The organism is Novipirellula galeiformis (genome assembly GCF_007860095.1).
GTDB lineage: Bacteria > Planctomycetota > Planctomycetia > Pirellulales > Pirellulaceae > Novipirellula > Novipirellula galeiformis.
Genome location: NZ_SJPT01000001.1, coordinates 1,366,807 through 1,390,956 on the forward strand (window position 1 = coordinate 1,366,807; position 24,150 = coordinate 1,390,956).

Consider the following 24,150-nt stretch of genomic DNA (forward strand, 5'->3'; position numbering starts at 1 on the left):
GGGAATAAAGTCGGTAAGCAGTGAGGCAGGAATGATCGGGTGAAATCCCATTAGCCGCTTGGGCGTTAGCCCCGGTTGAACGTGCGAACCGTGGCTAACGCCAAAACGGCTAATATACCGAAAGGCTCCTGCCGAGCGGCTTAGGCCCGCGGTTCGCGCCGTGCCGCTACAAAAGTGACGGCATTGGGCTCGCGCCATCGACTCGCCGAACGCCCGTCATTTCGCCTGCGATCTACCTAACAACTTGCTTAATAAGTTTCATCCTGCCATCCCCGCCATAACCAACGGAGTGAATCTGGGAAAATCGCGCCGCCATGTTTTCCATTGTGCGCCCCGGTGCCAAAAACCAATTTGTAGTCGTAATCCTTGAACGCCAATGCCTTGGCCATTTGGCGATTAGCCAGCGGCCAGTTTCCAAATTGGTTGTCGATATCGTTTTCGCCATCTTGCAACAAGACACGGATCGGCTTCGCTTCCGCTTTGCGAATCATCGGCGGATAGTTATGGCCACCGCGGAGGTCAACGAAGCTGCCGATGTGGCTAAGGACTTTTTGGAATTGATCCGAACGATGCCAAGCGACGGTGAATGCACAAATCCCCCCCGAACTGTTTCCACAAATCGCTCGAAGTTTAGGGTTTTTGGTGATTCGATAGTCTTTTTCAAGCTCAGGAAGAATTTCCGTCAACAGGAATTCGGCATAGTCGCCGCTCACGGTGTCGTACTCGAAGCTCCGGTTGCTCGGTCGGGGGCTCCAGCCGCGTTTTTCGGCGAGTTCTCCCTTATGCCCTGGGTCAATCATGACCGCAATGGTCACTGGCATCTCGCCACGGGCGATCAAATTGTCAAACACGACCGGGACGCGAAAGTCTCCTGTGGTGCCTTCAAAGGCGTGCCCATCTTGGAAAACCATTAAAGCGGCGGGCGTTTTGCCATCGTATTGAGCGGGAACGTAGACGCTGTATCGGCGCTGCGTGCCCTCGAATACCTTGCTTGACTTCCAAGTGTGCTGAGTCACCACCCCATGCGGCACCGCATCGTTCGCTTTCGAATCGGGGCCATGTTGGTACTCCTCCGCATCAACGGTAGTGGGAGGGAGGACGCAGATCGCGAAGGCGACAAAAACCGGCAGTGAACGAAGTCGACACATCGAAAGACTCGGTTACCAATGGAGGGGGGCGTTGGGGGGAGGGACGCTGGAACGTCATTTGTTATTTTAGCAGCTTAGACTCGTTTTTTCGCGTGGGCATGGCACAAAAGGCCTTGGGTGCCGTAGCGGCATCGCTAAATCTCGCTCACGAAAATCGAATTCATATTCATTTCTTCTCTTCATTGAACCGATCGTGATGCAAAAAAAACGTTTAGGAAGCAGCGGTGTCGTCGTCAGCGATATTTGTATGGGAACGATGACGTTTGGTAGTCAATGTGACGAAAGTACCAGTCATGCGATCTGTGACCTGGCTTACGAATCGGGGATCGATTTTTTCGATGCGGCTGAGATTTACCCGGTGCCTCCCAGCAAGGAGACGATCGGTGTCACGGAGGAGATCTTCGGGCGTTGGATGAAAACCAAGCCACGCGAGTCGATGGTGGTGGCGACGAAGGTCACTGGGCCGGGACATGGATGGTTTGAGCCTCCGGTGCGTTACGGCAAAACTTCGCTCGATCGCCATCAAATTCGGCGTGCCTGCGATGATTCGCTTCGCCGCCTCGGTACCGACTACATCGATCTTTATCAAACACATTGGCCCGATCATGGGATGCCCTACGAAGAAGTGCTGGGGGCGTTGACGGAGTTGCGGGATGCGGGCAAGGTTCGCGTGATTGGTTGCAGCAACGAAACCAGTTGGGGCGTGATGAAGAGTTTGTGGACGGCCGAAGCTCAGGGACTCGATCGTTACCAAACCGTTCAAAACAACTTTAGTTTGATCAATCGACGCTGTGAAAGTGAGTTGGCCCAAGTCCTACGAAACGAGAAGTTGAGTCTGCTGCCATACTCGCCGCTCGGCGGAGGGGTTTTGACGGGCAAGTACAACCAAACACCTCCAGCGGGCGCTCGCTTTACGGACTATTTGCTCAAGGGTGAACCGCGTCAAAAGAAGATGGCTCAGCGATTCGTGAACGACCGCACGCTCGAGACAGCGCGGCGGATGGAGGAAATCGCCCAGTCGATTGGGACCTCGGTTACGGCGCTGGCGGTCGCTTGGAGCCGCCAGCATGATTTTGTCGCTTCGACGATCATTGGGGCGACAAGTACGGCTCAACTCAAGGAGTCGTTAGTGGCAAAGGAGTTGATTTTGGACGCCGAAACCTTGGCACGCATCGATCAAGTCGATGCGGAGATTCCAACTCCGATGACCGAGGACGGATTGCGACGTTTGTAGCAATTGGAGCGGTTGTGATGGGGGATTTTCGAGAAAATCGAACTTCAGGGCTCCGTTTTTCGTCATTGTTCTAAAACGTGAACTATTTTGGCGTTCATGAAGAACGTCGTCATTGTCCTGATGAACCTGATTGTCGTGACCACTTGTGGTGCCACGGATTGGTTGACGCTGCCGAGCAAGTACAGCCACGATCCGGTTACGTTGCAACGCGTCGCCCAGTTCCAACCTGCGGCAACTCCTGCGGTTCCCGAATCCGCAAACTTTCGCACCAGCGGCTATACGCACGTTCGCAGCAATTTGAACTACGGGCAATCGTCGGACAACTATCACCGCGTGGAGACTTGGGGCGATCCCGTTCGCCCCTATGGTGAATGGCAGTATCCGTTTCGACCCTACAGCGTCCCCTATGCCGCCTGGGGAGCCCCGTTTGCTGGGATGCATGTCGGTCCCTACGGCAATGCTCCCTTCGGCAATGTGCCCTACGGGCAAGCCGATCGTAGAGAGCATTCCCAAGGCAACGGGGATCATCGCGATCGGGGCTATGATGATCGCTCAGGCTATCGGCCATAGCGGTGAAATCGCCGCGTCGCATCCCTTATAAACACCCGCCCTTTTGGGAGGGTCGGACGCGGGCCGCGTCCGGGGAGGGCTGGTGACCCTGAACTTGCACGCTCCATTTCTAACACCCCGGCGACCCCACCCAGAGCTAGCTAAACGCTCGCTCTGACCTCCCCCAGACAAGTTTTGGGGAGGTGTTGCACGCGGAAGCACCCTCTCCCATTGGGGATCGTTTAGCCTAGCAATTCCGATGCGACTGAGTCGGCGAACAAGATGCCCCGTGGGGTCAATGAAATATGATCGCCGCGGCGTTGAATGAAGCCGTCACGCGTCGATGTTTCGATTGCCTCGGCACACAATGTAAACAGGTCGACGCCAGTCTCGCGACTCAGTTTGGCAAAGTCGATGCCGTCGATCATGCGGACGCCGAAGGCAGCACGCTCGCGTGCGTATTGCTCTTGAGTGATCGGTTCGGATTCGGCGATGGGCGATTGGTTGCTTTCGATTCGCTTAAGATACGTTGTGGTACTGCGATGATTGACTTCACGACGTCCCTCGACGAATCTTGCCGCGCCGGGGCCTGCCGCGTACCAGCCTCGTCCTTCCCAGTAGGCAAGGTTGTGGCGACAACGAAAACCGTCTTTGGCAAAGTTTGAAATCTCGTAGTGATGGATCCCTCGTTGAGCAGTCACTTGGCGCGTCAGCGTGTACATCGCGACTTCGACGTCCTCGTCCACCCCTTCCAATCGGCCCAGGCGTTTTGCGTTCCAGAACGACGTCCCCTTCTCGAACGTCAACGCATAGGTGGAAAGATGGTTGATCGGTAAATCGAGGGCGGTTTGTAAATCCGCTTGCCAATCGGAAACGCTTTCTCCGGGGGCGGCAAAGATCAAATCAACCGAGACATTGCCGATCCACTTCGCGGCAAGTTCGATGGCCGCCGCGGCTTGGGCGGCCGAATGACTTCGCTGCAACAACTTTAGCTTTTCAGGGGTGAACGATTGGACGCCCAGGCTGATGCGATTGATTCCGTTGTCGGCAAGCACGCGAAGTTTTTCTTCATCGATGTCTTCCGGGTTCGCTTCCACACTTCGCTCGGAATGCTCCGACAAATCAAATCGAACGGCGAGTTGCTTGAGTAGCCAATCGAGTTCTGCGACAGGTAGGTGCGTCGGAGTTCCGCCGCCCAAGAAGAGGGTGTCGATTTCGGGGCGATCAAGTGACGCGAGTTCTTGATCGATCGCGGAGAGAAATGGTTTCATCAGCTCGTCGCGGTTGGCGATCACACTGAAGTTGCAATAGCCGCAGCGATGTCGGCAAAACGGAACATGGACGTAGGCCGATCGCGAAGTCGGCCACGCCCAGTTTGGATCGCTAGGGGCTAGCTTGGTTTGCATCGTTAGAGCCACAGTTTTAGCCGGCCACCGATGGCATCAGGAAGCGCCTTTTGCACAAGCCGTTTGACCTGTGTGTCGTTGTAACGCGTGCTGAGGTGCGACGCGATGATCAGTTCGTTTTGAAACCGATCGGCGCGTTGTCGGTAATCGTCGATATGCATATGCCCGTGCTTGTGGATCTTTTCCTTGCGGTGTTCGGGGGCGACGAAGGTCAATTCGCTGACCAGAGTCTTGGCTTCGTAAAAGACAGGATTGTTGTCGAGTCCCGGAGGCGAGGTGTCGCCGGTGTACGCAAACACCGGGACGCGAGTTTCTTCGGTGATCTCGGTCCCGGCAAGTTTGAGGTCTCGGATCTTGTCGCCCTGGAGACCTTGGAACTCGGGCTTCAATTTGTGACGGCGTTGATGAATGACAAAGCCAAGTGAATCAATCGTATGGCGGGTCGGTAGCGATGTCACGATATACTCGCGGCTGATCGAAGTTTCGTCACCTGGCAACAAGCCGATCAATTCACATGGCATCGCGCCTCGGTCAAGTCGCCGAAACATTTGCAGCATGTCCCAAGTCGTATCGACCGCAGAATCGGGAAGGTAGATCACCGGTGGGTCCATCTTCATCATGCGTCGGCGAGAAACGTAAGCCGGCAATGCCGCGATGTGGTCCAGGTGGGCGTGCGAGATAAACATGGTGGGGGTTCCCATGAAATCCCATGGTTGCCCGCCACAATCAAACAGCACCTTTAGTTCGTTCACACGCCAATAGGTTTGCACGGCCGCGCGAGAATAGCCTTCGATGGTTAGCCCATCGTGAACGTGAGTTAGAACGGGAAGGTTTTCAACCATCGGGCCGCAGAAATGAGTGCGAATTGTGAGGGAACGTGTCCAGGCCCGAACAAGATATCGTGAAGGGGTGGTTTGCTGTACCGGACACGATTGATGGCATGCCGCCAAGATCCGTGAGCGCCGGCGAAAGAAATCTGGGCGTCTTTTCCGGCAGTGGACCTTGGATCAAAAAACTGTCGTGCGAGGGGGGGGTAACGAGATTCACCCCATCTCGCGACGTTAACGCATGCGGATTGGCATGTTGCTCGCTTCAATCGCTTTGGCACCGTAGTTGTCCACTTCGTTGACATTCAAACTGTCTGAATAGTGTGCGGTTCGTACCACATAGATGTCGCCATGCTCACGCTGTTCCACCGCCGCCCCATGGTGTCGGGTCAATTCGAGTGTGGCGAGGAACCAACCGATTAAGGACGACTTGTGGATGCCGCCGGTGACCAAGTCCATCAACGGAACTTGTTCGTCTAATTTCAAACGATCGTGAATCCGTTGCATATAAACGTGAATCGGGGTGTCGTCGTAGACGACTTCGGTGGGAGGCGGACCGGCGGCTTCACGCATGATTCGCCCGAACGCACTAACCAAATCCCAGATTTCGAGATCGATGATCGGTTGGTCGCCTAAATCGACCCTGCGGCTGGGAAGGTCGTCGGACATCCGTTCATAACGCTGCTGCCAACGTTGCCCCATTTCATCGAGAATCGAGGCGGCATCGCGAATCTCTTTGTACTGAAGCAATCGCTCGATTAATTCGGATTGGGGGTCGAGGATCTCTTCTTCCTCGGCTTCTTCGACAATTTTGGGAAGGACCGCGAGGCTCTTCATCTCCACCAGCGTGGAGGCCAAATCGAGGAAATCGCCCACTTCGCCCAGGTCCAATTCCTGCAAGATGTCCATGTAGCCGAGGTATTGGTCGACAATTTTGGCGAGCGACATCTCGGGTAACGCCACCTCTTGGCGGCGAACCAAATAGAGCAACAGGTCGAGAGGCCCTCGGTATGCTGGCAATTCGACACGGAAATTCATGGTTTTGCCGAGGCCTTGACGCGTGCCAGCGCGCCGAAATGAGAGCGTGGACGAGCGTGAGGAGATAAAAAAAGGACTGAATTCTCAGATTAGCTTAGCAGGAGCGATCACTCTAGAGACGTTTTTGTTGTCATTTGCAGTGTATTTCACTCTTCGTAACGGAGGGAGGAGCCAACGACGAACACGATCTCGGCACCCGCGATCTTTCAGCGCCGATCTCGACGCTAACGCCCTTGTTGGTTTTTGCCCTCAAAATTATCATACTGGGCTCGACAAAGCGGTCCAATCCAAATCCTCGTAGATGACGACACCCCCCATCTGATGAGCAAAGACAACCAGCGACACGTGCTTAGTGCACTTGTTCAAAACGTGCCAGGCGTTCTGGCTCACATTTCCGGCATGCTTGCCTCGCGCGGATACAATATCGATTCGTTAGCGGTCGGCGAAACCGAAGACAAGCATCTTTCTCGCATGACGTTTGTCGTCGTGGGAGACGATCGCGTGCTGGAACAAGTCGGCAAACAGCTGGAAAAAATTGTCACGGTCGTGCAAGTACTCGACGTCAGCAGCCGTGATTTCGTCGAGCGTGATTTGTTGTTGATGAAAATCAAAGCACCCGCTGGACCGGTACGCAGCGAGATTCGCGAACTGGTCGATATTTTTCGAGCCAAGATCGTCGACGTGGGCCTCGATGAATTGATGGTTGAAATCAGCGGCCGCGAAAACAAAGTCCAAGCGTTCATCGAACGAATGCGGCCCTATGGAATCACGGAACTGGCTCGCACCGGTCGGATCGCGATGATTCGCAGCGATAGCGAATTGCCCCGGACCAAGGCTGCCTCGGCAAAGGTTGTCACCGTATAGTGACCGACCGTTAGCTCCCGAAAAAAAATCTCCCTCTTTACTTTACTACCCAAAGATTTGAACGCTGCTATGGCTGCTACGATTTACTACGAAAATGATGCCGATTTGTCTCACCTGAAGGGCAAAACGGTTGCAATCCTTGGCTACGGTTCGCAAGGCCACGCGCAAGCTCAGAACCTTCGCGACAGCGGATGCAACGTCATCATTGGACAACGTCCTGGTTCGGCTAACTACGACTTGGCTGTTTCGCACGGCTTCGAGCCAATGTCGATTGAAGACGCAACCAAGGCAGCAGATGTCATCAACATCCTTCTTCCCGATGAAGTTCAAGGCGACATTTATCGCGACTCCATCGAGCCCAACTTGAAGCCGGGCAACGTGTTGATGTGCTCGCACGGTTTCAACATCCACTTTGGCCAGATCCAGCCACCCAAGGGAATCGATACCTTGCTCGTCGCTCCTAAGGGCCCTGGGCACTTGGTCCGCAGCGAATATGTAAAAGGGGGCGGTGTCCCTTGTTTGATCGCCTTGGGCGAAGGCGCCTCCGAAGCGACCAAGCAGATTGGTTTGGCGTACGCCAAGGGAATCGGCGGAACGCGCGGCGGAGTGATCGAGACTTCGTTCGCGGAAGAAACCGAAACCGATCTGTTCGGCGAGCAGGTGGTACTTTGCGGCGGCGTGAGCGAGCTTGTCAAAGCCGGTTTTGAAACGTTGGTCGAAGCGGGTTACCAACCTGAGATGGCCTACTTCGAGTGCATGCACGAATTGAAGTTGATCGTCGATTTGTTGTACGAAGGTGGTTTGAGCTACATGCGTTACAGCATTAGTAACACCGCAGAGTATGGCGATTACGTCAGCGGTCCTCGTATCATTACGCCGGAAACCAAGGCCGAAATGAAGCGAGTTTTGAATGAAATCCAATGTGGTGAATTCGCTCGCAAATGGATCTCCGAAAACCGTGCCGGTGCACCGTTCTTCAAAGCAACCCGTCGTCGCGAACGCGAACATGGTGTTGAACAAGTCGGCCGCGGTCTTCGCCGCATGATGACTTGGATCGACGAAAAGGAAGTTTGATCCATGGCGGCGTCAGATCACTTGTCAACGCCGAACGTTGCCAAGCTGACGCAGATGCAGATCGATGCGGTTCGGCGCTGGCATGCCGAACCGGTCGACAATCGGTTCACGGGACTTGAAGGTCTCGTTTGTCAACAACATGCCATGAACTTCTGTTTGTGGCACGAAGAGGATAAGGCACGAAACCCCGCTGCGACCGACGTTGAGATCGCCGGGGTGAAACGGGCGATCGACGGGTTAAATCAACGGCGTAATGATTTGATCGAAGACGTCGATGACGCTATCTCCGAACTTATTCGGGCCTCTGGTATTACGGTTGCATCCGATGCCGCGATCAATACCGAAACTCCTGGCAGTGTGATCGATCGTTTGTCGATCATGTCGCTACGTATTTTCCATTACGGCGAACAATGTGATCGCATGGATGTCGAAGAGGAGCATCGGAAAAAGGTGCTCCAGCGATTGGCGGTTTGCAAAACGCAGCACGCGGATTTGTCGTTTTCGTTACAGCAATTGTTCGACGATCTGTTTGCCGGGCGAAAACGCCATCAGACGTACCGCCAGTTGAAGATGTATAACGATGCGTCGCTCAACCCAGCCATCTACAACGCATCGCGACAATCGTAGTCCCCGGTTGCTAACGCGTCCGACCCTCCCAACAGGGAGGGTGTTTCACCGCGCCGCAACACCTCCTGACAAACTCGTTTGGAGTGACGCTGTCCTATCCTTTGACAACCAAGTTCACCAACCGGCCGGGGACGACAATCTGTTTGACGATCGTTTTACCCTCGAGCTGTTCGGCCACTTTGGGATCCCCCAAGGCAATTTCAATTAATTGATCCTTGTTCGCGTCGGGGGAAACATTGATCTTGGATTTGATCTTTCCGTTGATTTGAACCGGGATCTCAATGCTGCTTTGGGCCAGCGCCGCTTCGTCCCATTCGGGCCAAGTTGCGTTTGCGACAGCGCCTTGACCGCCGAGCAGCATCCAGAGCTCTTCGGCCAAGTGGGGAGCGTAGGGCGACAGCAGGATCAGAAAGGACTTCATCGCTTCGATCGGACGCTGCTCGGATCGTGTGAAGAAGTTTGTGAACTCCATCATGCGAGCGATTGCGGTATTGAAGCTCATCGCTTCGGTATCTTCGGTGACCTTGCGAATCGTTTGATGGAGGGTTCGCAATTGTGCTTCGTCACACGGTTTGTCGGTGATGGCGTCGCACAACGCCACTTCGTCGGCGTCTTGATCAACGATCATTCGCCAGACGCGGTCCAAGAAATTACGGACTCCGCCGACACCGTCCATCGACCATGGCTTGGTGGCTTCGAGTGGTCCCATGAACATTTCGTACAATCGCAATGCATCGGCGCCGTAATCTTTCACGACGGTATCGGGATTGACGACGTTGCCGCGGCTTTTAGACATTTTGTCGGCTTTTGCCAGGACTTTGAAGTCGGTGCCCGCCAAGAACGTTTGCCCTTTGCGTTTTTCCGTTTCGTCATCGCTGAGATCGGAGTCATCGGAATGCTTGAGGATGATCGAAACTTTCTCTCCGTCTTCGGCACGATCGCCTCGGATCCCTTTTTGATCCAAGTCCGTCTTCGCCGCTTGGTAGTCTTCATCGCTCATGTGGTATTGAGGCGAACCAAGGATCATGCCTTGATTGACGAGTCGTCCAAACGGTTCCGGCGTGCTAACGTGTCCGCGGTCGTAAAGGACCTTGTGCCAAAATCGCGAGTACAACAAGTGCAGGACCGCATGCTCGGCACCTCCGACATACAGGTCGACAGGCATCCATTGCTTTTCTTTCTCCGGATCGATCATCGCGTGATCGTTTTTCGGATCGATGTATCGCAAGTAATACCAGCACGAACCTGCCCACTGTGGCATCGTGTTGGTTTCGCGGCGATAGCGTTTGCCGTCGATCGTCACGTACAACCAATCCTCATCGGCTTTGGCCAATGGGGGTTCGGGCCGCCCGTGCGGTTTGTAATCTTTCAAATCGGGTAAACGCACGGGCAGTTCCGAGGTATCGACCGCTCGTTTGATTCCGGTCGCGTCGCCGTTCTCATCCACCTCGTGGAGAATTGGGAACGGTTCGCCCCAAAATCGTTGGCGGCTGAACAACCAATCGCGAAGTTTGAAGTTAACCGCTTCACTGCCTTGCCCCGTTTCCGACAACCAAGTGGTCACAGCGGTTTTGACTTCCTGGGTCGTTTGGCCGTTGAACTGAGCGCTGTTGATGGCGGTTCCTTGCGCGGCGAAACAGGCTTTACCGGCCAGGATCGCATCGCGGTTAGGATCGTCGGCATCTGGATCCACGACAGGGATGACCTTCAAATCAAATTGTTGGGCAAATTCAAAGTCCCGTTCATCGTGGGCGGGGACCGCCATGATGGCACCGGTTCCGTAACCGGCAAGCACGTAGTCCGCGACCCAAATCGGAATCGATTCGCCATTGACGGGATTGATCGCTGTCGATCCGGTGAAGACGCCTGTTTTCACCTTGTCGCCTTCGGTCCGTTCGCGATCGCTCTTGAACGAGGCTTTCTCACGATACGCATGGACCGCTTCGGATTGCGCAGGCGTGGTCAAGCGATCGACTAATGGGTGTTCAGGTGAAACGACCATATACGTGGCACCAAACAACGTATCGGGGCGTGTCGTGTAGACGCGTAGGGCATCGTCGCCCGATTCGGCGGGAAAGGCGTTCTTGGTTCTCGCCGCTTTCCAGGCTTCAAACTGGTCTGCTTGGCCGACATAAAAGTCGACTTCCGCACCCGTGCTGCGTCCGATCCAATCGGTTTGTAGCTTTTTGATTCCGGTGGGCCAATCGAGATCGTCGAGTCCCGCCGCCAAGCGTTCCGCGTAAGCGGTAATGCGGAGCATCCATTGCCGCAGCGGGATGCGTTTGACCGGATAGCCACCCCGATCGCTTTTGCCATCAATCACCTCTTCATTGGCAAGCACGGTGCCGAGTTCTTGGCACCAATTCACCAGCGCGTCGTCTTGATATGCCAAGCGTTGGGAGTCGCGATAGGCGGCGATCGCCACTTCGCCTTGGGCCTCGACCTCCACGGGGATAGGCAATTCTGCGATCGGACGCCCCTTTTGCGCTTCGCTGTCAAACCATGTGTCGTAGAGGACCAGGAAAATCCACTGAGTCCAGCGAAAGTAGTCTTCATCGGTGGTCGCCAACACGCGATCCCAGTCGTAGCTAAAGCCGAGCATCTTTAGCTGACGCGTGAAATTATCGATGTTTTTTTGGGTCTGCAAACGCGGGTGTTCGCCTGTTTTGATCGCGTGTTCCTCGGCGGGCAAGCCGAATGCGTCAAAGCCCATCGGGTGCAGCACGCTTTCGCCTCGAAGTCTCGCAAAACGCGAAATGATATCGGTCGCGGTATAGCCTTCGGGATGCCCAACGTGTAATCCGTCGCCACTGGGGTAGGGAAACATGTCCAAAACGTACCTTTTCTTCCCGGTCGGATGCTCCGGTGTAGCGAAGGTGCGGTTTTGTTCCCAATAGGCTTGCCAGCGAGGTTCGATTTCGGCGGGATTATAGCGAGGCATGGAATTTAGCTTTGGCGTAAGGGGGGGAGTCTGGCTGTCGAAGAGTCGTGCATCGGCACTAAAACTTGGGACGAAGAAATCGTTGGGAAAGAGCTTTGCTCCGTACTGTTGGCGGATCCGATTCGGTCATTCCCCGTTTTAACGGCGATTTATGAATCGGCGGGAGGGGGGATTGGACCCGCCGCAAGTTCTTTTCAAACGATTTCAACAAGCTCAAAGGGAGAATTCTAGGAAATACAGGGGCGGATGAAAGGTGGACCGAAAAACCTTGATTTCAGTTCGCTTGCCGCTGCGGGAGTGAGATGGCAAGCGGCGGCGGCTTTGCGATTGGGATTTCGCCGTTGACGCTCCCCCCATGCAATGGCTACAGAGCAACCATCATGAGACTTCATCTGCTTCGTCTGACCGTCATTTGCACAGGGATCGCCCTTGGCGTCGGCTGTCGTACGTACGCTCCGATCGCTGTTTGGACGCCTCCGGGGCTACAATCGACGGTGGGCAAGCGAGTGGCGGTTTCCCAGGTGGTCGGACCTGCCGAGATCGCAAAGCAAGTTCAACAAAAATTGATCGCATCGGCTCCTCATGATCAGGGCCGCGAGTTCGAGCTCGTTGATTCCGAAACGTTGCAACCCAAGTCTCCGATTCGTTTGGTCGCCGCCACCGAGGACCAGTCCAGTGACGTGGCGCTCGCCTCGGTCGCCCGACGCGAGGGCTACGACTACATTTTGCGTGGGGAGGTTCTCTCCGAACGAACGCATGGAGTGCGACCAACTGATCCCGATCTCTTGGCGATCTCTTGGCGATTGACGGCGATCGATGCTCATCAGGCTTCGGCCGGAACACCGGTGGTCGTGGAGCGATCGACTGCGATCGAGCGATATCCTGAGCTCGCGCTCCTCTCAGACCCCGATGAGCAATTGGTTGCCGCTGCGGTGCGAGAAACGCATCGCTTGTTTTCGCCGTCACTTGCGCACCAGAGGGTCTCGTTGGCGGTCCCCTTGCTGACGCCCGGTCGAGCCGATGTGCGGCGTGGCAACGCGGCAGCGAAGCAAGGTGATTGGCAACAAGCGACGACGTACTGGACCAGGGCCGCCGAGCAGCACCCGATGCAGGCTGCGGCAACGCATAACTTGGCGTTGGCTGCCGCAGCTTCGCAGGACTTCTCGCTGGCGAAGCAGTTGGCCAGAAAGGCGGTACGGCAATACCCGCTGCCGATGTACCAGCAGACATTGGTCTGGATTGAACAAACCCAGCGGCAATATCACGAGGCCTTCAATCTACCGGATCCACCCGAAGGTTGGTTCCTGACCCGTTCGTAGCGGCGGTTGCGGGCGAGTGCGCTCGAGGCAAACGATGGAGGCAAGCGGTGGGAACCATTGAAAATGGTAAAATTGCAAACTGAAAATTTTAAATTGGATGACGCGAGGATGCATCGCGAGTCGCGGGTCCGTTTTCCTACGCTTTATTGTTCAATTTAAAATTGTCAATTTTACTTTTTCAATCCTTTCGGCCTCCCCGGTCGCTCTCGCATCGGACCCTCCCTTACGAGAGGGGGTTGCGCAATGGGAAAAACCACACGGCAAGCGGTCGTGCCGCTTAGGCCAGTTCCTCGAGTCGTCCGGTACTGTCCCCGATCGACTCCGCAGGCGTTCCCATGCAGTCGAGCATCGAGAGGAACAGGTTTGCCATCGGCCGTTCGGTCTTGGGCTCGATGTACCGACCGGTGCGAATCTTTCCGCCCGCGCCGCCGGCGAGCACGATCGGCAAGTCTTCGTGTCGGTGGCGGTTGCCGTCGCTAAGGCCGCTGCCGTACAGCACCAATGATTGATCCAATAGGGTTCCGGTGCCTTCCTGGATGGAGTCCAGTCGCTTCAGGAAGTATTCGAATTGCTCGACGAGGTAATGGTCGATTCGTTTGAGTTTTTCGACTTGGTCTTCTTGGTTGCGATGGTGACTGAGTTGGTGATGCCCTTCCTTGATATCGATTTCGGAATAGCGGCGACTCCCGCCCGCAGAATCGAGCATCAAGGTGGCAACGCGTGTGGTGTCGGTTTGGAACCCGACCGCCATGATGTCGTACATCAATCTCGCATGTTCGCGGAACGCCTCGACTCGCCCAAAGGGGACTTCAAGATCAGGCATTGCGGCACGGTCGGCTTGTTCACTGCGTTCGATTTGGGATTCGATATCACGGATGCTGGAGAAGTATTCGTCCAGTTTGCGTTGGTCGGACCGGCCCACATTCTTCATGATCCGCTTGGCATCTTCGGCGACGACATCGAGGATACTTTTGCGATAGAAGTCGCGTTCTTTTCTCGCTGCGTCACTGCCGCGATTGAACATCCGCTCGAATGCCATTCGCGGGTTGACTTCCTTTGGCATCGGTTGTGACTCGCTACGCCACGAGACATTGGACGAGTACGCACAGCCATATCCGCTGTCGCAGCTGCCTGCATTGCGGCTGCCGACGAGCCCTAGTTCGATTGATGGCAGCGTTGTTTTTCCGACCAATTGGTTGGCTGCGACTTGATCGACCGAGATGCCGAGTTTGATGTTGCTGCTCGTCTTGACGGGGCGCGCGGCGGTCAAGAAGGTGGAACCACCGCGGGCGTGGTCGCCGGCACCGTCTTTGTGTGCCCGGCCGTTGTCATGCGCCAGACCCGAGATCACATTGATCTTCGACTTGAACGCTTCGAGCGGCTTCAGCGTGGGAGAGAGTTGCCAATCGTCGCCGCTTCCGGTCGGTTTCCAATCCGACATGATCGCGCCGTTGGGGAAGAACACACAGGCCATTCGCACGGGCGTTTCATCCTGTGACGATGGAGGGCCGGTGGCTGCAAACACGCTGCGTGCAACGGGAGTCATCGATTCAAGCAGCGGTAGACCGATCGCAAGTCCCGCGCCGCGAAGCATGGTTCGTCGACTTAGTGGCTGGCTCATTGTTTCTCCTCCGAAGAATTGATTTTAATTGGAACGTAACTGGTTTTGAAACGGGCGGCTTCGCACGACTTCTAGGATCACGTCGGTAAACCGGTAGCCATCGGTGGCGGTGGTGTTCGCAATCGATTCGATCACGCAGCGGTCCGTTGGCGACAATTCGCGACCGAGCGAAAAGGTCAGCAAGCGGCGAATGGTCGTTCTCGCAAAGACATCTTTTTCGCTGTTGCCGAGTACCTCGGCGAGTTCGGCCGCTCCGGAAAATCGACGACCACCGGGCAGTTCGCCCGATGCGTCGATGTTGGATTGGGGAGTGGAGGGGCGGAATTGACCCACCGCATCAAATTGCTCTAATCCAAAACCGAGTTGATCCATCACCCGATGGCATGCGGCACACGCGGGATCCGCACGATGGATTTCGAGCTGTTCGCGGAACGATGCGTTTGCGTCAGCCGTTTTCGACTCTTCGAGCTCGGGAACGCCGACCGGCGGTTCTGGGGGAGGAGTGCCGAGGATGTTTTCAAGGATCCATTTCCCACGCTGTACCGGAGAGGTGCGATTGGGGTTACTCGTCAACGTCAATACACTCGCGTGGGACAGCACCCCACGGCGAGGCGTCGCGGTGAGTGAGACACGCTCGAATTGTTCCTTGCCGCTGTGTTCGACTTGGTAAAAACGAGCCAGTTGCGGATTGAGGAAGGTGTAGTCAGCGGTTAGCAATTCGTGAGCGGGACGGTTCTCGCGAACGAGATGCAGGAACAATCGTTCGGTTTCTTCGGACATCGCCGCGGCCAGTGACGAATCGTATTTGGGAAACAATTTCTCGTCGGCTTCATGCCCCGTTAGATTGCGAAGTCCAAGCCATTGAGCGGCGAACTCGGATCCCAACGATTTGGCACGATCATCCTTAAGCATGCGGCGAACATGATCGTCGATGACCTTGCCTTGCAACTTTCCTTGGTCGGCGTCACTCAGCAGCGCTTCGTCGGGCGTACTGCTCCACAAAAAGTAGGACAATCGAGTGGCAAGTTGGTGCTGCGTCAGCTTCGATTCAGGTGTTTTAGCTTGCTCCGATGCATCGGAGTTTTCTGGGGCTTGATCGCCGGGCGTTTCCACTCGAAACAAAAATCGCGGCGACATCAAGATCCCCGTAATCGCGATCTGTAATCCACGGTAGTAACTTTCGTCTCGCTCTGTCGCCACTTCGACCAGCGATGCGAATCGCTTAACCTCGTCGTCCGTCACCGGGCCGCGAAAGGCACGACGCATCAACGGTTTGAGACATTCGGCCGCCGCTTCGGTTACGTTTTTCCATTTCTTCTTGCCTCCATCATAGCTGGCTTCCTTACGAACGATCTTCAAGTGCGACGCGGGTAGTTCGTCTTTGCGTGAGCCATGGGGGCCATTGAATCGAAGTCGCCGGACTAAGTGAGGGTACTTTTCCTTCTCAAACTTGCCGCTCGGCTTCAATGTCGTTTTTTCGGCACGCTGTTTCGCAATGACTTCTTCGGTTAAGTCGTCGATGTGGGGTGATTTCGCTTCGCCTACAACGGCATCCTTGGCAACCACCTCGATCAGGAATCGGTTCAATCCCTTCTTAAGAACAAGGTTTGCTTTTTTGTTTTTGCTTCCGCCCCCAGTGCCGAAGTGGCCCAGTTCGTATTTCGTCAACAAGACGCCGTTGGTATCGAAAAGACCAAACGTAACGGGGGCCGCCTTTTCGTTGCTGGCCCCTCCATAGAACTGAACTGTGTACGTCCCATCAACGGGGATCTCGACTTCGGCCCAAGCGTATGCGTCTGGGCTCAGGAAACGACCAAAAAAGCTTCCGGTCTTCGCATCCCCTCGTACATGGAACTGGTCGCTGGCAATCTCAGCATTGAGTTTTGGTAGCGTCGCGGGGTCCACGATCACGCGTGCTGCGACCGACTCTGCGGCTGCGAAGTATTTCTCCATCAACAAAGGGGACAATGACAGTACGTCGCCGTTGTTGTCAAAGCCGCCACCGACCTCGTCCGATGGAAATGCATCGGAGGGGCGCAGGTCAATCTCAAACAAATCGCGAATCGTGTTGTTGTATTCGGACCGATTCAATCGGCGAGTGGTCGCGTTGCTGGGACGATGTTGCGAGTTGCATGCGACGCTGTAGAGGATCTGTTCGAGCGAATCGACTAATGCGGCCCGCTCCTGTTCGCTCGGTTGATCGGCATCGTCGGGGGGCATCGCGCCAAATCGGACGATTTCGAGTACCCGTTCCACCGAACCGAGGTCCGTGTCGATGGATTGGGCATCCTTGTAATACTTCAGATTCAAGCCAGCATCACCATCCTCGGAACCGTGGCAATCCAAACACAATCGCTCGATCAGCGGCCAACCGGTTTGTTGCCACTGTTCAAGGGAACGTTGAAGTTCGCGGTGCGCTGAGTCTTCCTCCGCTGACGCGCGCGGCGTCACCGAAAGGAAGGGCATCATGCTCAATAACAGCACGACGATGCGGCGTGGGATGGAGAAAGAATGCAAGGCACTTTGGGGGGCGTTGGGAAGGACTTCGCAAGCGACCCGCACGCTGGTGTCGGCGGGGCGTTGTGTCGGCGGGACGACGAGGGGGGCGGAAGGGATTGCCTTGGTCTCGGGAAACCAATGGCGATTCGCTTGAGGGAAGGGGGGAAAGTGTGGAGGGAGCGTTTTCAGGGACGCACTGCTAGTATTGTACGGGATTCGCAGCACGAATCCACCTTAATTCCCGGTGTTGGAGGGGCTGCCCCACGTTTGGAGCATTGTTTTGTTCATGGGTGGGGGGCGGTTTTTCAGGGGAAATTACCTTCGGAACTCCGCAGTCGGTCTCAGCTGATCAATCGCTTAGGGCGTCCTTGGTTGTCGACACAAGCGATCGTGGAGGTCGCTTCGACAACCAATTTGCCGTCACGCTCGATACGGTAGGCGTGGTACATCCGCACCTTTTTCGCCTCGATCAGTGTTGTCGTGATGGTTAGTAGATCGTCAAATTCGGCGGCGGCGAAATACTTTATATTCATTTCCGTCACAACCAGCATCCGTCCCGAATCTTCAAATTGTTTATAGCTGAGTCCCGCGGATCTCAGCATTTCAACCCGTCCTCGCTCGAAATAAGTCAAGTAGTTGGCGTGGTGGACACGTTTTTGTCCATCGGTTTCGTAATAACCAACCCGAAGTTCGAGTTGGTGATTTGAGCCGCTTTTAAGTAGATCCGCTTTCATTGAGGTTCCCGTTTATCGGTTTAATCGTTGGAATGGTGGTTAAATCGGAGTATTCGGCGAGCGCTCGCTGGCGATCCGAAAATTGGCAAAGATTGACCCTTGATGTGGTCGAAGCGTAAACTTCCCTTTGATTTTCTAACAGTATTTACGTAACAAGACGAGCTTACGATGAGCGCTGGCGATGGATCCGATTCAGTGACCGCATATCAGACCGCTCGCGGTCGAGATTTTCCGGCACTTCGTCAGTTCACGGTTTTTCTCGAAAATCGAGTGGGCCAACTGTTAGAGGTGGTCAAACGCTTCGAAGGGACGGGAATCCGAATTTGTGCCCTTTCGATCAGCGATGCTGCGGAATGTGCCTTCGTTCGCTTTCTCGTAAGTGATGCGGACCGCGGACGTGAAATTCTTGAACGCAGTGGTTTGGCGATTATCGAGACCGATCTGATCGGAGTCGAATTACCAGCCGGACCTCAGCCATTGCTACGCGTTTGTACGGCGCTGTTGCAAGCGGAGCTGAACATCATTCAAGCCTATCCGTTGTTTGTCCGCCCGCACGGCAAGCCGGCGGTAGCGATCATGGTCGAAAATATCGAATTTGCGATGAAAACGCTGCATGAAAAAGGCTTTCAGATCTTGACCGAAGGTGACTTGGACGACAATCCGATCAACGAACCCTAGCGTTCGGTTTTCAGTCCCCCTCCCCCCAGCGAAATTGCTGCGTTCGTAGGCTGGACCACAGCGCAGGGGGAGTTACGGCAAGGTGACGAGAACTCAACCGCCGCAACCCAACCGTCACAGGGGGCAAGTAGCCGGGTCAAGTCGTGAAGCGTGATTTGGTCTCGGGCTACGTCTCTTCGGTCGTTTCCGTTTCGGGCGGATAGCGTTTAAGCCATTCACGCAATGTTCCTCGGTGCATGCCCAGCATCTCCGCCGCGGCAGCGCGATTGCCCTCGGTGTGTTGCACGACAAGTCGCAGAAACGTCGGCATGGTCGCCGACAGAAAACGCTCATTGAGATCGCGCAGGTCGGTCGGAGCGTTGGATAGCTCGCGTTGAGTCCATGTCGCGACTGCGGCGGCCAGCGAACCGCCTGCGGCGAGTTCGAGCGTGCCGCCTTGCCTTGGCTCCGGGAAGTCATCCAGTCTCAGAGGACGTCCCCGCGCTAGCACCGATGCATGCTCGACCGCGTTTCGCAGCTCCCGAACATTTCCCCACCAAGGTCGTTTTTGTAATTCCTCGATTACCGATTCATCGATGGCATGGGCCGCGGATGGGTAACCGATGCGGCTGAGGAAATATTCAATCAACATCGGAATGTCTTCGCTGCGATGCCGGAGTGGCGGCAAGCGGATGGAAACGGCGCTGAGCCGATATAGCAAATCTTCGCGAAACGTTTCTTGTTGAACTGCTTTTTCAAGGTCACGGTTCGTGGCGGCGATGATCCGTACATTCGCTTTGCGAGGGACGACATCGCCAACGGCGGTAAATTCGCCTTGTTCTAAGACTCTCAATAATTTCGCTTGAATCGCGAGCGGAAGTTCACCGATTTCATCCAATAGAATCGAACCACCACTGGATAATTCAAACAGCCCTTTTCGATCGGCGTCCGCCCCGGTGAAGGAGCCTTTGACATGCCCGAACAACTCACTCTCAATCACCGTTTCGCTCAAAGTCACTGGAGCGATTGGCAAGTAGGGTTTGTCACTGCGGCGACTATGGCGATGGATCGCAGCGGCCGCGAGTTCTTTGCCGGTGCCCGTTTCGCCCGTGATCAGCACCGATAAGTCGCTGTCAGCTACCAACGCGATTTGACGGAATACTTGTTGCATCGCCGGGGATTTGCCGACCAATAATGAAGCATCCGCCCCTGCGGGCGTTGCCCTCTCGTCGGCTTGCACGGGGGGACCCGCGTGGAGAGCTTGTTCCACTGCTTGGGCTGCGTCTTCTAAGCGAAACGGCTTGGTGAGATAGTCACAAGCTCCGGCATGAACCGCGCCGACCGCCGTTTCCAAATCGCCGAATGCGGTCATGACAATCACCGGAGCGTCGTGGCTGGCTTGGCGTAATTGAGGCAACGCGCTGATGCCGTCTTCACCGGGCAAACGGACGTCGAGCAGAATCAAATCAAGCGGCCGGGAATGGGCGATCTGTAGTGCCGCTTCGGCGGAAGAGGCGATCAGCACTTCATGCCCCGCATCACTTAGCAGACGCTGGAAACCCCAGCAAATGGTCGGCTCGTCATCGACAACAAGAATGCAGCGTTTGGGGGTCATCGGGATTCGTCGCGGGGAGCGGGGAGGCGGGGAGAACAAGTGCGGGCGGTAAAGGTGAATCGCGTCATGCCTTCGCGGCGGTCCCAGGTGACGGATCCACCATGGCGTAACGCCGTTCGGCGAACCAACGCGAGCCCGAGCCCGAGGCCTTCGGGCTTGCTGGTAACAAACGGTTCAAAAATTTGATCGGCCAGCGTTTCAGGAGGTCCTGGGCCATCGTCGATGATTTCGATGCAGCATTGCGATTCGCTCGTTTGCGACACATTGACGTGCACGTTGGATCCGACGGCAATCGCATTGAGAACGAGATTCGAAACCGCTGCGGAGTAGCTCGGTCCATCGCAGACCTCGACTTCGGCTAAGTCGTTGGTGAGCGACCAATGCACATCGACATGGCGATGTTTGGCAATCGGATCGAGGCTGTGACGCAGGTGTTTGACGCAATCCACCAATCGTTCTGGACGATCTTCGTCTTGCTTGCCCGCGGCGACGAGGGTGAGTTGGCGAACGTAGTCTTCGGTTTGTTCGATCTGGTCTATCGCGATGGAGAGGCTTGTCTCGTCCGATTCGTGGCAACTGCGTTGGTGCAATTCGATTGCCATGCGGGCGCCTGTCAAGCTATTTCGCAATTGATGGGCGAGTCCCGATGCGAGTTGGTGCAACAATTTCTCGCCTTGAGTTCGATTCAATTGCTGCCACATTTCTGATAACTGATCCGACATCCTTTGGACTGACGCGCCTAGCAGCCCAAGTTCATCGGTCGGGTCGGTGGGGATCTCGGTATCAAAATGCCCTTCGGCGATTGCATTGACTTGACGCTGGAGATGCGAAAGCCGATTGATCAATCGATTGGCAATCCAGAACGTGACCGACGACAACAGCAGAATCGTCGAAAATCCAGTTGCCAATGGGAACGCGGCGGCTCGAATGCGGGCGCGGTTCCGATCGTGGTTGTTGAACAGCACTGCGATGCGGTCGACGCCATCGTTGCCCGCCGCAGGGCCTTGGCGGGAAAAAACTTTGTAGAGATAGACTTCCGCACCGAGGGTTCGCTTGGCGAAGTCGTTTGTAGCGGATTTCGCTGTCAGGGGGGGCTGCCAGGATTGGAGGGGAACGGGAATCGAGGCGTTGGTGATTCGTCCGCTTTTTGCGATCGCGATCAGCTCGGTATCGGTCAGCCGTGAAAGCGATTGAACGATCGATTGCGTCAGCGGAAAGGGAGATCCGGCAAGGGTCGCTTCGATCGAATCATAGCGTGTTTCGATCGAAGCACGGGACCAACGATCGCCCAAGCGATACGATGCGATCGTGACCGCGGTGGCGGCGATCATCGAAGCGGCGATCAACGGCACTAGCAAGCGGAGTCGTAGCGAGCGGAAACGCGGGCTCACGTGGAAAGTCTCTATTGATCGAGTCGAAAACGCCAATGATACTCAAGGCTCGACGGTTATCAAACGCCGCCTCCGCGATGGTGATTTATCCGTCGCGTGGCGAAAAATGCGGCGGTTTCGCGGTCGCGTGAAGGGAAACCAAGCTCCGTCCCGACGGCGATTTTGCGTTTTCAGCCGTTGGTATGAGACATGCTTATAGGACGGGCCTACTTCGATCCGTATTCGCTCCGTCCTCCCCGATTCCAGGAAAGCACCCCGTGCGATCAATGAACCCAAAGCGTGCCTTTACCCTTGTTGAACTGCTAGTCGTGATTGCCATTATCGGTGTTTTGGTGGGTTTGTTACTGCCTGCGGTCCAAGCCGCTCGCGAGGCGGCGCGAAGGATGCAGTGTCAAAATCGATTGAAACAACTGGCGTTGGCGTCCCACAATTATCATGCCACGTTCAGCATGTTTCCACCTTCAGCCACGGTGGATTTGAAGGTTTCCAGTACGGGAAACAATGGGTCCTGGGGCGTCCACGGGCGAATCTTACCGTTTCTTGAACAGGGAAACCTGTACGAGAGGGTCGACTTGTCATTGCCTTGGGATAACCAAATGGCGATCGACAATTTGCAAATTTCGACCTACGCCTGTCCCAGCGATCCCGGCGCGGGCCAAGCTAGAGATCCCGGAGCGGGACGTCCGCGGTTGTATCCGACCAGTTACGGTTTTAATTTTGGGACCTGGTTCGTGTTTGACCCCCGCAGCCAACAAGGTGGGGACGGAATGTTCTATCCAAATTCGTTTTTGCGGTTTCGTGACTGCTTGGATGGAACTAGCGAGACGCTGTTGGTGGCGGAAGTAAAGGCCTGGACACCGTACACGCGAAACGGCGGCCCCGCGTCCACTCAGGTGCCCACCCATGCCAGCGAGGTCGCGGCTGCCGCGGCGATGGCGACAAGTTTTAAATTGGAGCCTGCGACGGGGCACACCGAATGGCCCGATGGTCGCGTCCATCACACCGGGTTTACAACCACGTTGACGCCGGGCACCAGCGTCCCATATACGAGCGGCGGAAACGAATTTGATATCGATTACAATGCTTGGCAAGAAGGTCGCAACGGCAACGCTGGGCAGCCGACCTACGCCGCGGTGACCGCGCGTAGTTATCACCCAGGCTTAGTACAAGTCGCCTACCTCGACGGTTCGGTTTCCAGTGTCTCGGAGTCGGTCGAGATCACGGTCTGGAGAGCAATGGGCACGCGAGCGGGCCACGAACTGGTCCAACGCGAACGCTAACGAGCCCGCGGAGGATGCTTACGCCTTGACGATCGTGGTGGAGGTTTGTAGCCCTTGAGTTGCATTTCGCGTATCGATGACTAATTGGGACCAGTCACAAAGTTGTTGATAGTCGACGTTGGCGTGAGCCGTCGCGATTAACGTCAGGTCAAAGCTTGCGATCGTCGCTCGATTCCACTCGACGGACTGGGTCCCAGCCCAATGAGCGTGTTCACGACTGGGGCGAATCACCGGAATATACGGATCGTAAAACGCGACTTCGGCACCGGTGTTTTTAAGCATGTCAAGCAGGATGTAGCCAGGCGATTCGCGATCGTCGTCGACATTCGCCTTGTATGACAATCCGACCAACAACACCTTGCTTCCGTTGAGCGGTTTGCGAACGGTGTTAAGTGCATCGGCGACTTTGTGGACCACGTAGTTGGGCATCGAGGTGTTGATCTCGCCCGCCAATTCGATAAAGCGAGTGGCTTGACCATACTCGCGCGCTTTCCAGGTCAAATAAAACGGATCGATCGGGATACAGTGACCGCCCAGGCCGGGCCCGGGATAGAACGGCATGTATCCAAATGGCTTCGTCTTGGCCGCTTCGATCACTTCCCAAACATCGATCCCCATCGCTTCGTAGACGACCTTCAATTCGTTGACCAAGGCGATGTTGACGCTGCGAAAAATGTTTTCCAATAGCTTCGTTGCTTCCGCGGCGCGGCAACTTGAAACCGGCACGATCTTCTGTACCGCACGCGAGTATAATTCGGTCGCTTTTTCCAAGCATGCGGGAGTCAATCCGCCGACGACTTTGGGAATCATCGCTACCTTGCTGTCCGGGTTTCCAGGGTCTTCTCGCTCGGGCGAAAATGCGAGATGAAAATCCTTGCCGGCGGTCAATCCTGAGCCTTGTTCGAGCACCGTTCGCAGGTCTTCGTCGGTGGTTCCCGGATAGGTCGTCGATTCAAGTACGACCAAGGTACCCGGGGTTAGATAGGGCGCGATCGCAGCTCCCGTTTCTAAAATGTAAGAGATATCGGGTTCACGATTCTTATTGAGCGGACTTGGAACACAGATCACAACGGCTCGCGATTCGCTAACCAAGCTAAAGTCCGTGCTCGCTTTTAAACGCCCCGCGTCGACTTGTTCCTCGATCGATTCCTGCGAAATGTGATGGATGTACGACTTGCCCGCATTGATTGCGTCGACCTTGGCTTTGTCGATATCCAAGCCAAGCACCTGGCAGTGGTTCTTGGCAAATTGAAGCCCAAGGGGTAGGCCGACATAGCCGAGACCGACAATGGCAAGATCGTTCATGTTCCGTTGTACTGAGTTTGA

General features: G+C 55.4%; 19 protein-coding genes. 8 read left to right on the forward strand and 11 right to left on the reverse strand.

Features of this window, described 5'->3' with window-relative positions:
* Window positions 1-248 precede the first annotated feature (248 nt).
* On the reverse strand, window positions 249-1,148 hold the full coding sequence (locus tag Pla52o_RS05050) for an alpha/beta hydrolase (RefSeq protein WP_146593429.1): 900 nt from the start codon (window positions 1,146-1,148) through the stop codon (window positions 249-251).
* Between the two features lie 196 nt (window positions 1,149-1,344).
* On the opposite strand from Pla52o_RS05050, the gene Pla52o_RS05055 reads away from it, so the two are divergent.
* Both Pla52o_RS05055 and Pla52o_RS05060 read left to right on the forward strand, forming a co-directional pair.
* Window positions 1,345-2,382: an aldo/keto reductase gene (locus tag Pla52o_RS05055; protein ID WP_146593430.1), complete on the forward strand. Its 1,038-nt coding sequence runs from the start codon at window positions 1,345-1,347 to the stop codon at window positions 2,380-2,382.
* A gap of 96 nt (window positions 2,383-2,478) precedes the next feature.
* Window positions 2,479-2,952, forward strand: a complete 474-nt coding sequence (locus Pla52o_RS05060) for a hypothetical protein (protein ID WP_146593431.1) — start codon at window positions 2,479-2,481, stop codon at window positions 2,950-2,952.
* Window positions 2,953-3,173: 221 nt separating this feature from the next.
* Here the strand turns inward: Pla52o_RS05060 and hemW are convergent, their stop codons facing one another.
* The 3 genes from hemW to Pla52o_RS05075 all read right to left on the reverse strand — a co-directional run bounded on the left by hemW (window position 3,174) and on the right by Pla52o_RS05075 (window position 6,202).
* Window positions 3,174-4,337 (reverse strand): radical SAM family heme chaperone HemW, encoded by a 1,164-nt coding sequence (hemW, locus tag Pla52o_RS05065; protein WP_146593432.1) that lies wholly within the window; start codon window positions 4,335-4,337, stop codon window positions 3,174-3,176.
* A 2-nt stretch (window positions 4,338-4,339) separates the two neighbouring features.
* Window positions 4,340-5,179 carry an MBL fold metallo-hydrolase gene (locus tag Pla52o_RS05070; protein ID WP_146593433.1) on the reverse strand — a complete coding sequence of 280 codons (840 nt, stop codon included), beginning with the start codon at window positions 5,177-5,179 and terminating at the stop codon, window positions 4,340-4,342.
* A gap of 219 nt (window positions 5,180-5,398) precedes the next feature.
* Window positions 5,399-6,202: a segregation and condensation protein A gene (locus tag Pla52o_RS05075; RefSeq protein ID WP_146593434.1), complete on the reverse strand. Its 804-nt coding sequence runs from the start codon at window positions 6,200-6,202 to the stop codon at window positions 5,399-5,401.
* Window positions 6,203-6,523: 321 nt separating this feature from the next.
* Here Pla52o_RS05075 and ilvN point away from each other — a divergent pair, with 321 nt between their 5' ends.
* From ilvN to Pla52o_RS05090, 3 genes are all read left to right on the forward strand, one after another.
* Entirely contained in the window at window positions 6,524-7,066 is a 543-nt protein-coding gene (gene ilvN / locus Pla52o_RS05080) for an acetolactate synthase small subunit (RefSeq protein WP_146593435.1), read from the forward strand.
* Window positions 7,067-7,135: 69 nt separating this feature from the next.
* Window positions 7,136-8,140: a ketol-acid reductoisomerase gene (gene ilvC, locus Pla52o_RS05085; protein WP_146593436.1), complete on the forward strand. Its 1,005-nt coding sequence runs from the start codon at window positions 7,136-7,138 to the stop codon at window positions 8,138-8,140.
* Window positions 8,141-8,143: 3 nt separating this feature from the next.
* Window positions 8,144-8,767, forward strand: a complete 624-nt coding sequence (locus Pla52o_RS05090) for a DUF4254 domain-containing protein (RefSeq protein WP_146593437.1) — start codon at window positions 8,144-8,146, stop codon at window positions 8,765-8,767.
* A 94-nt stretch (window positions 8,768-8,861) separates the two neighbouring features.
* On the opposite strand, the gene leuS is transcribed toward Pla52o_RS05090, so the two are convergent.
* A complete protein-coding gene (gene leuS / locus Pla52o_RS05095) occupies window positions 8,862-11,708 on the reverse strand; it encodes a leucine--tRNA ligase (RefSeq protein ID WP_146593438.1) in 2,847 nt (948 codons plus the stop codon).
* A gap of 380 nt (window positions 11,709-12,088) precedes the next feature.
* Here leuS and Pla52o_RS05100 point away from each other — a divergent pair, with 380 nt between their 5' ends.
* Window positions 12,089-13,027 carry a tetratricopeptide repeat protein gene (locus Pla52o_RS05100; protein WP_146593439.1) on the forward strand — a complete coding sequence of 313 codons (939 nt, stop codon included), beginning with the start codon at window positions 12,089-12,091 and terminating at the stop codon, window positions 13,025-13,027.
* Window positions 13,028-13,304: 277 nt separating this feature from the next.
* On the opposite strand, the gene Pla52o_RS05105 is transcribed toward Pla52o_RS05100, so the two are convergent.
* The 3 genes from Pla52o_RS05105 to Pla52o_RS05115 all read right to left on the reverse strand — a co-directional run bounded on the left by Pla52o_RS05105 (window position 13,305) and on the right by Pla52o_RS05115 (window position 17,881).
* A complete protein-coding gene (locus Pla52o_RS05105) occupies window positions 13,305-14,648 on the reverse strand; it encodes a DUF1552 domain-containing protein (protein WP_146593440.1) in 1,344 nt (447 codons plus the stop codon).
* 24 nt (window positions 14,649-14,672) lie between these two features.
* Window positions 14,673-17,165, reverse strand: a complete 2,493-nt coding sequence (locus tag Pla52o_RS05110; protein WP_146593441.1) for a DUF1592 domain-containing protein — start codon at window positions 17,163-17,165, stop codon at window positions 14,673-14,675.
* Between the two features lie 323 nt (window positions 17,166-17,488).
* Window positions 17,489-17,881 (reverse strand): acyl-CoA thioesterase, encoded by a 393-nt coding sequence (locus Pla52o_RS05115; RefSeq protein ID WP_146593442.1) that lies wholly within the window; start codon window positions 17,879-17,881, stop codon window positions 17,489-17,491.
* Between the two features lie 168 nt (window positions 17,882-18,049).
* Here Pla52o_RS05115 and Pla52o_RS05120 point away from each other — a divergent pair, with 168 nt between their 5' ends.
* Window positions 18,050-18,559, forward strand: a complete 510-nt coding sequence (locus tag Pla52o_RS05120) for an acetolactate synthase (protein WP_146593443.1) — start codon at window positions 18,050-18,052, stop codon at window positions 18,557-18,559.
* Window positions 18,560-18,725: 166 nt separating this feature from the next.
* Here the strand turns inward: Pla52o_RS05120 and Pla52o_RS05125 are convergent, their stop codons facing one another.
* Both Pla52o_RS05125 and Pla52o_RS05130 read right to left on the reverse strand, forming a co-directional pair.
* The gene (locus Pla52o_RS05125) at window positions 18,726-20,153 is read right to left on the reverse strand and encodes a sigma-54-dependent transcriptional regulator (RefSeq protein WP_146593444.1); all 1,428 of its coding nucleotides are present in this window, start codon (window positions 20,151-20,153) and stop codon (window positions 18,726-18,728) included.
* Window positions 20,150-21,544: a sensor histidine kinase gene (locus tag Pla52o_RS05130; protein ID WP_146593445.1), complete on the reverse strand. Its 1,395-nt coding sequence runs from the start codon at window positions 21,542-21,544 to the stop codon at window positions 20,150-20,152. Before Pla52o_RS05130 ends, Pla52o_RS05125 begins: the two co-directional genes overlap by 4 nt.
* Window positions 21,545-21,810: 266 nt before the next feature.
* Between Pla52o_RS05130 and Pla52o_RS05135 the strand changes: the two genes are divergently transcribed.
* Complete coding sequence (locus Pla52o_RS05135; RefSeq protein WP_197169002.1) at window positions 21,811-22,824, forward strand: DUF1559 family PulG-like putative transporter; 1,014 nt, start codon at window positions 21,811-21,813, stop codon at window positions 22,822-22,824.
* 18 nt (window positions 22,825-22,842) lie between these two features.
* Here Pla52o_RS05135 and Pla52o_RS05140 read toward each other — a convergent pair whose 3' ends face one another.
* A complete protein-coding gene (locus Pla52o_RS05140; RefSeq protein WP_146593447.1) occupies window positions 22,843-24,129 on the reverse strand; it encodes a nucleotide sugar dehydrogenase in 1,287 nt (428 codons plus the stop codon).
* Window positions 24,130-24,150: the final 21 nt, after the last annotated feature.

Bases quoted from the DNA above. Each gene is read 5' to 3' on its own strand.
- Pla52o_RS05050 (WP_146593429.1), bottom strand. From the start codon at position 1,148: ATGTGTCGACTTCGTTCACTGCCGGTTTTTGTCGCCTTCGCGATCTGC.
- Pla52o_RS05055 (WP_146593430.1), top strand. From the start codon at position 1,345: ATGCAAAAAAAACGTTTAGGAAGCAGCGGTGTCGTCGTCAGCGATATT.
- Pla52o_RS05060 (WP_146593431.1), top strand. From the start codon at position 2,479: ATGAAGAACGTCGTCATTGTCCTGATGAACCTGATTGTCGTGACCACT.
- hemW (WP_146593432.1), bottom strand. From the start codon at position 4,337: ATGCAAACCAAGCTAGCCCCTAGCGATCCAAACTGGGCGTGGCCGACT.
- Pla52o_RS05070 (WP_146593433.1), bottom strand. From the start codon at position 5,179: ATGGTTGAAAACCTTCCCGTTCTAACTCACGTTCACGATGGGCTAACC.
- Pla52o_RS05075 (WP_146593434.1), bottom strand. From the start codon at position 6,202: ATGAATTTCCGTGTCGAATTGCCAGCATACCGAGGGCCTCTCGACCTG.
- ilvN (WP_146593435.1), top strand. From the start codon at position 6,524: ATGAGCAAAGACAACCAGCGACACGTGCTTAGTGCACTTGTTCAAAAC.
- ilvC (WP_146593436.1), top strand. From the start codon at position 7,136: ATGGCTGCTACGATTTACTACGAAAATGATGCCGATTTGTCTCACCTG.
- Pla52o_RS05090 (WP_146593437.1), top strand. From the start codon at position 8,144: ATGGCGGCGTCAGATCACTTGTCAACGCCGAACGTTGCCAAGCTGACG.
- leuS (WP_146593438.1), bottom strand. From the start codon at position 11,708: ATGCCTCGCTATAATCCCGCCGAAATCGAACCTCGCTGGCAAGCCTAT.
- Pla52o_RS05100 (WP_146593439.1), top strand. From the start codon at position 12,089: ATGAGACTTCATCTGCTTCGTCTGACCGTCATTTGCACAGGGATCGCC.
- Pla52o_RS05105 (WP_146593440.1), bottom strand. From the start codon at position 14,648: ATGAGCCAGCCACTAAGTCGACGAACCATGCTTCGCGGCGCGGGACTT.
- Pla52o_RS05115 (WP_146593442.1), bottom strand. From the start codon at position 17,881: ATGAAAGCGGATCTACTTAAAAGCGGCTCAAATCACCAACTCGAACTT.
- Pla52o_RS05120 (WP_146593443.1), top strand. From the start codon at position 18,050: ATGAGCGCTGGCGATGGATCCGATTCAGTGACCGCATATCAGACCGCT.
- Pla52o_RS05125 (WP_146593444.1), bottom strand. From the start codon at position 20,153: ATGACCCCCAAACGCTGCATTCTTGTTGTCGATGACGAGCCGACCATT.
- Pla52o_RS05135 (WP_197169002.1), top strand. From the start codon at position 21,811: ATGAACCCAAAGCGTGCCTTTACCCTTGTTGAACTGCTAGTCGTGATT.
- Pla52o_RS05140 (WP_146593447.1), bottom strand. From the start codon at position 24,129: ATGAACGATCTTGCCATTGTCGGTCTCGGCTATGTCGGCCTACCCCTT.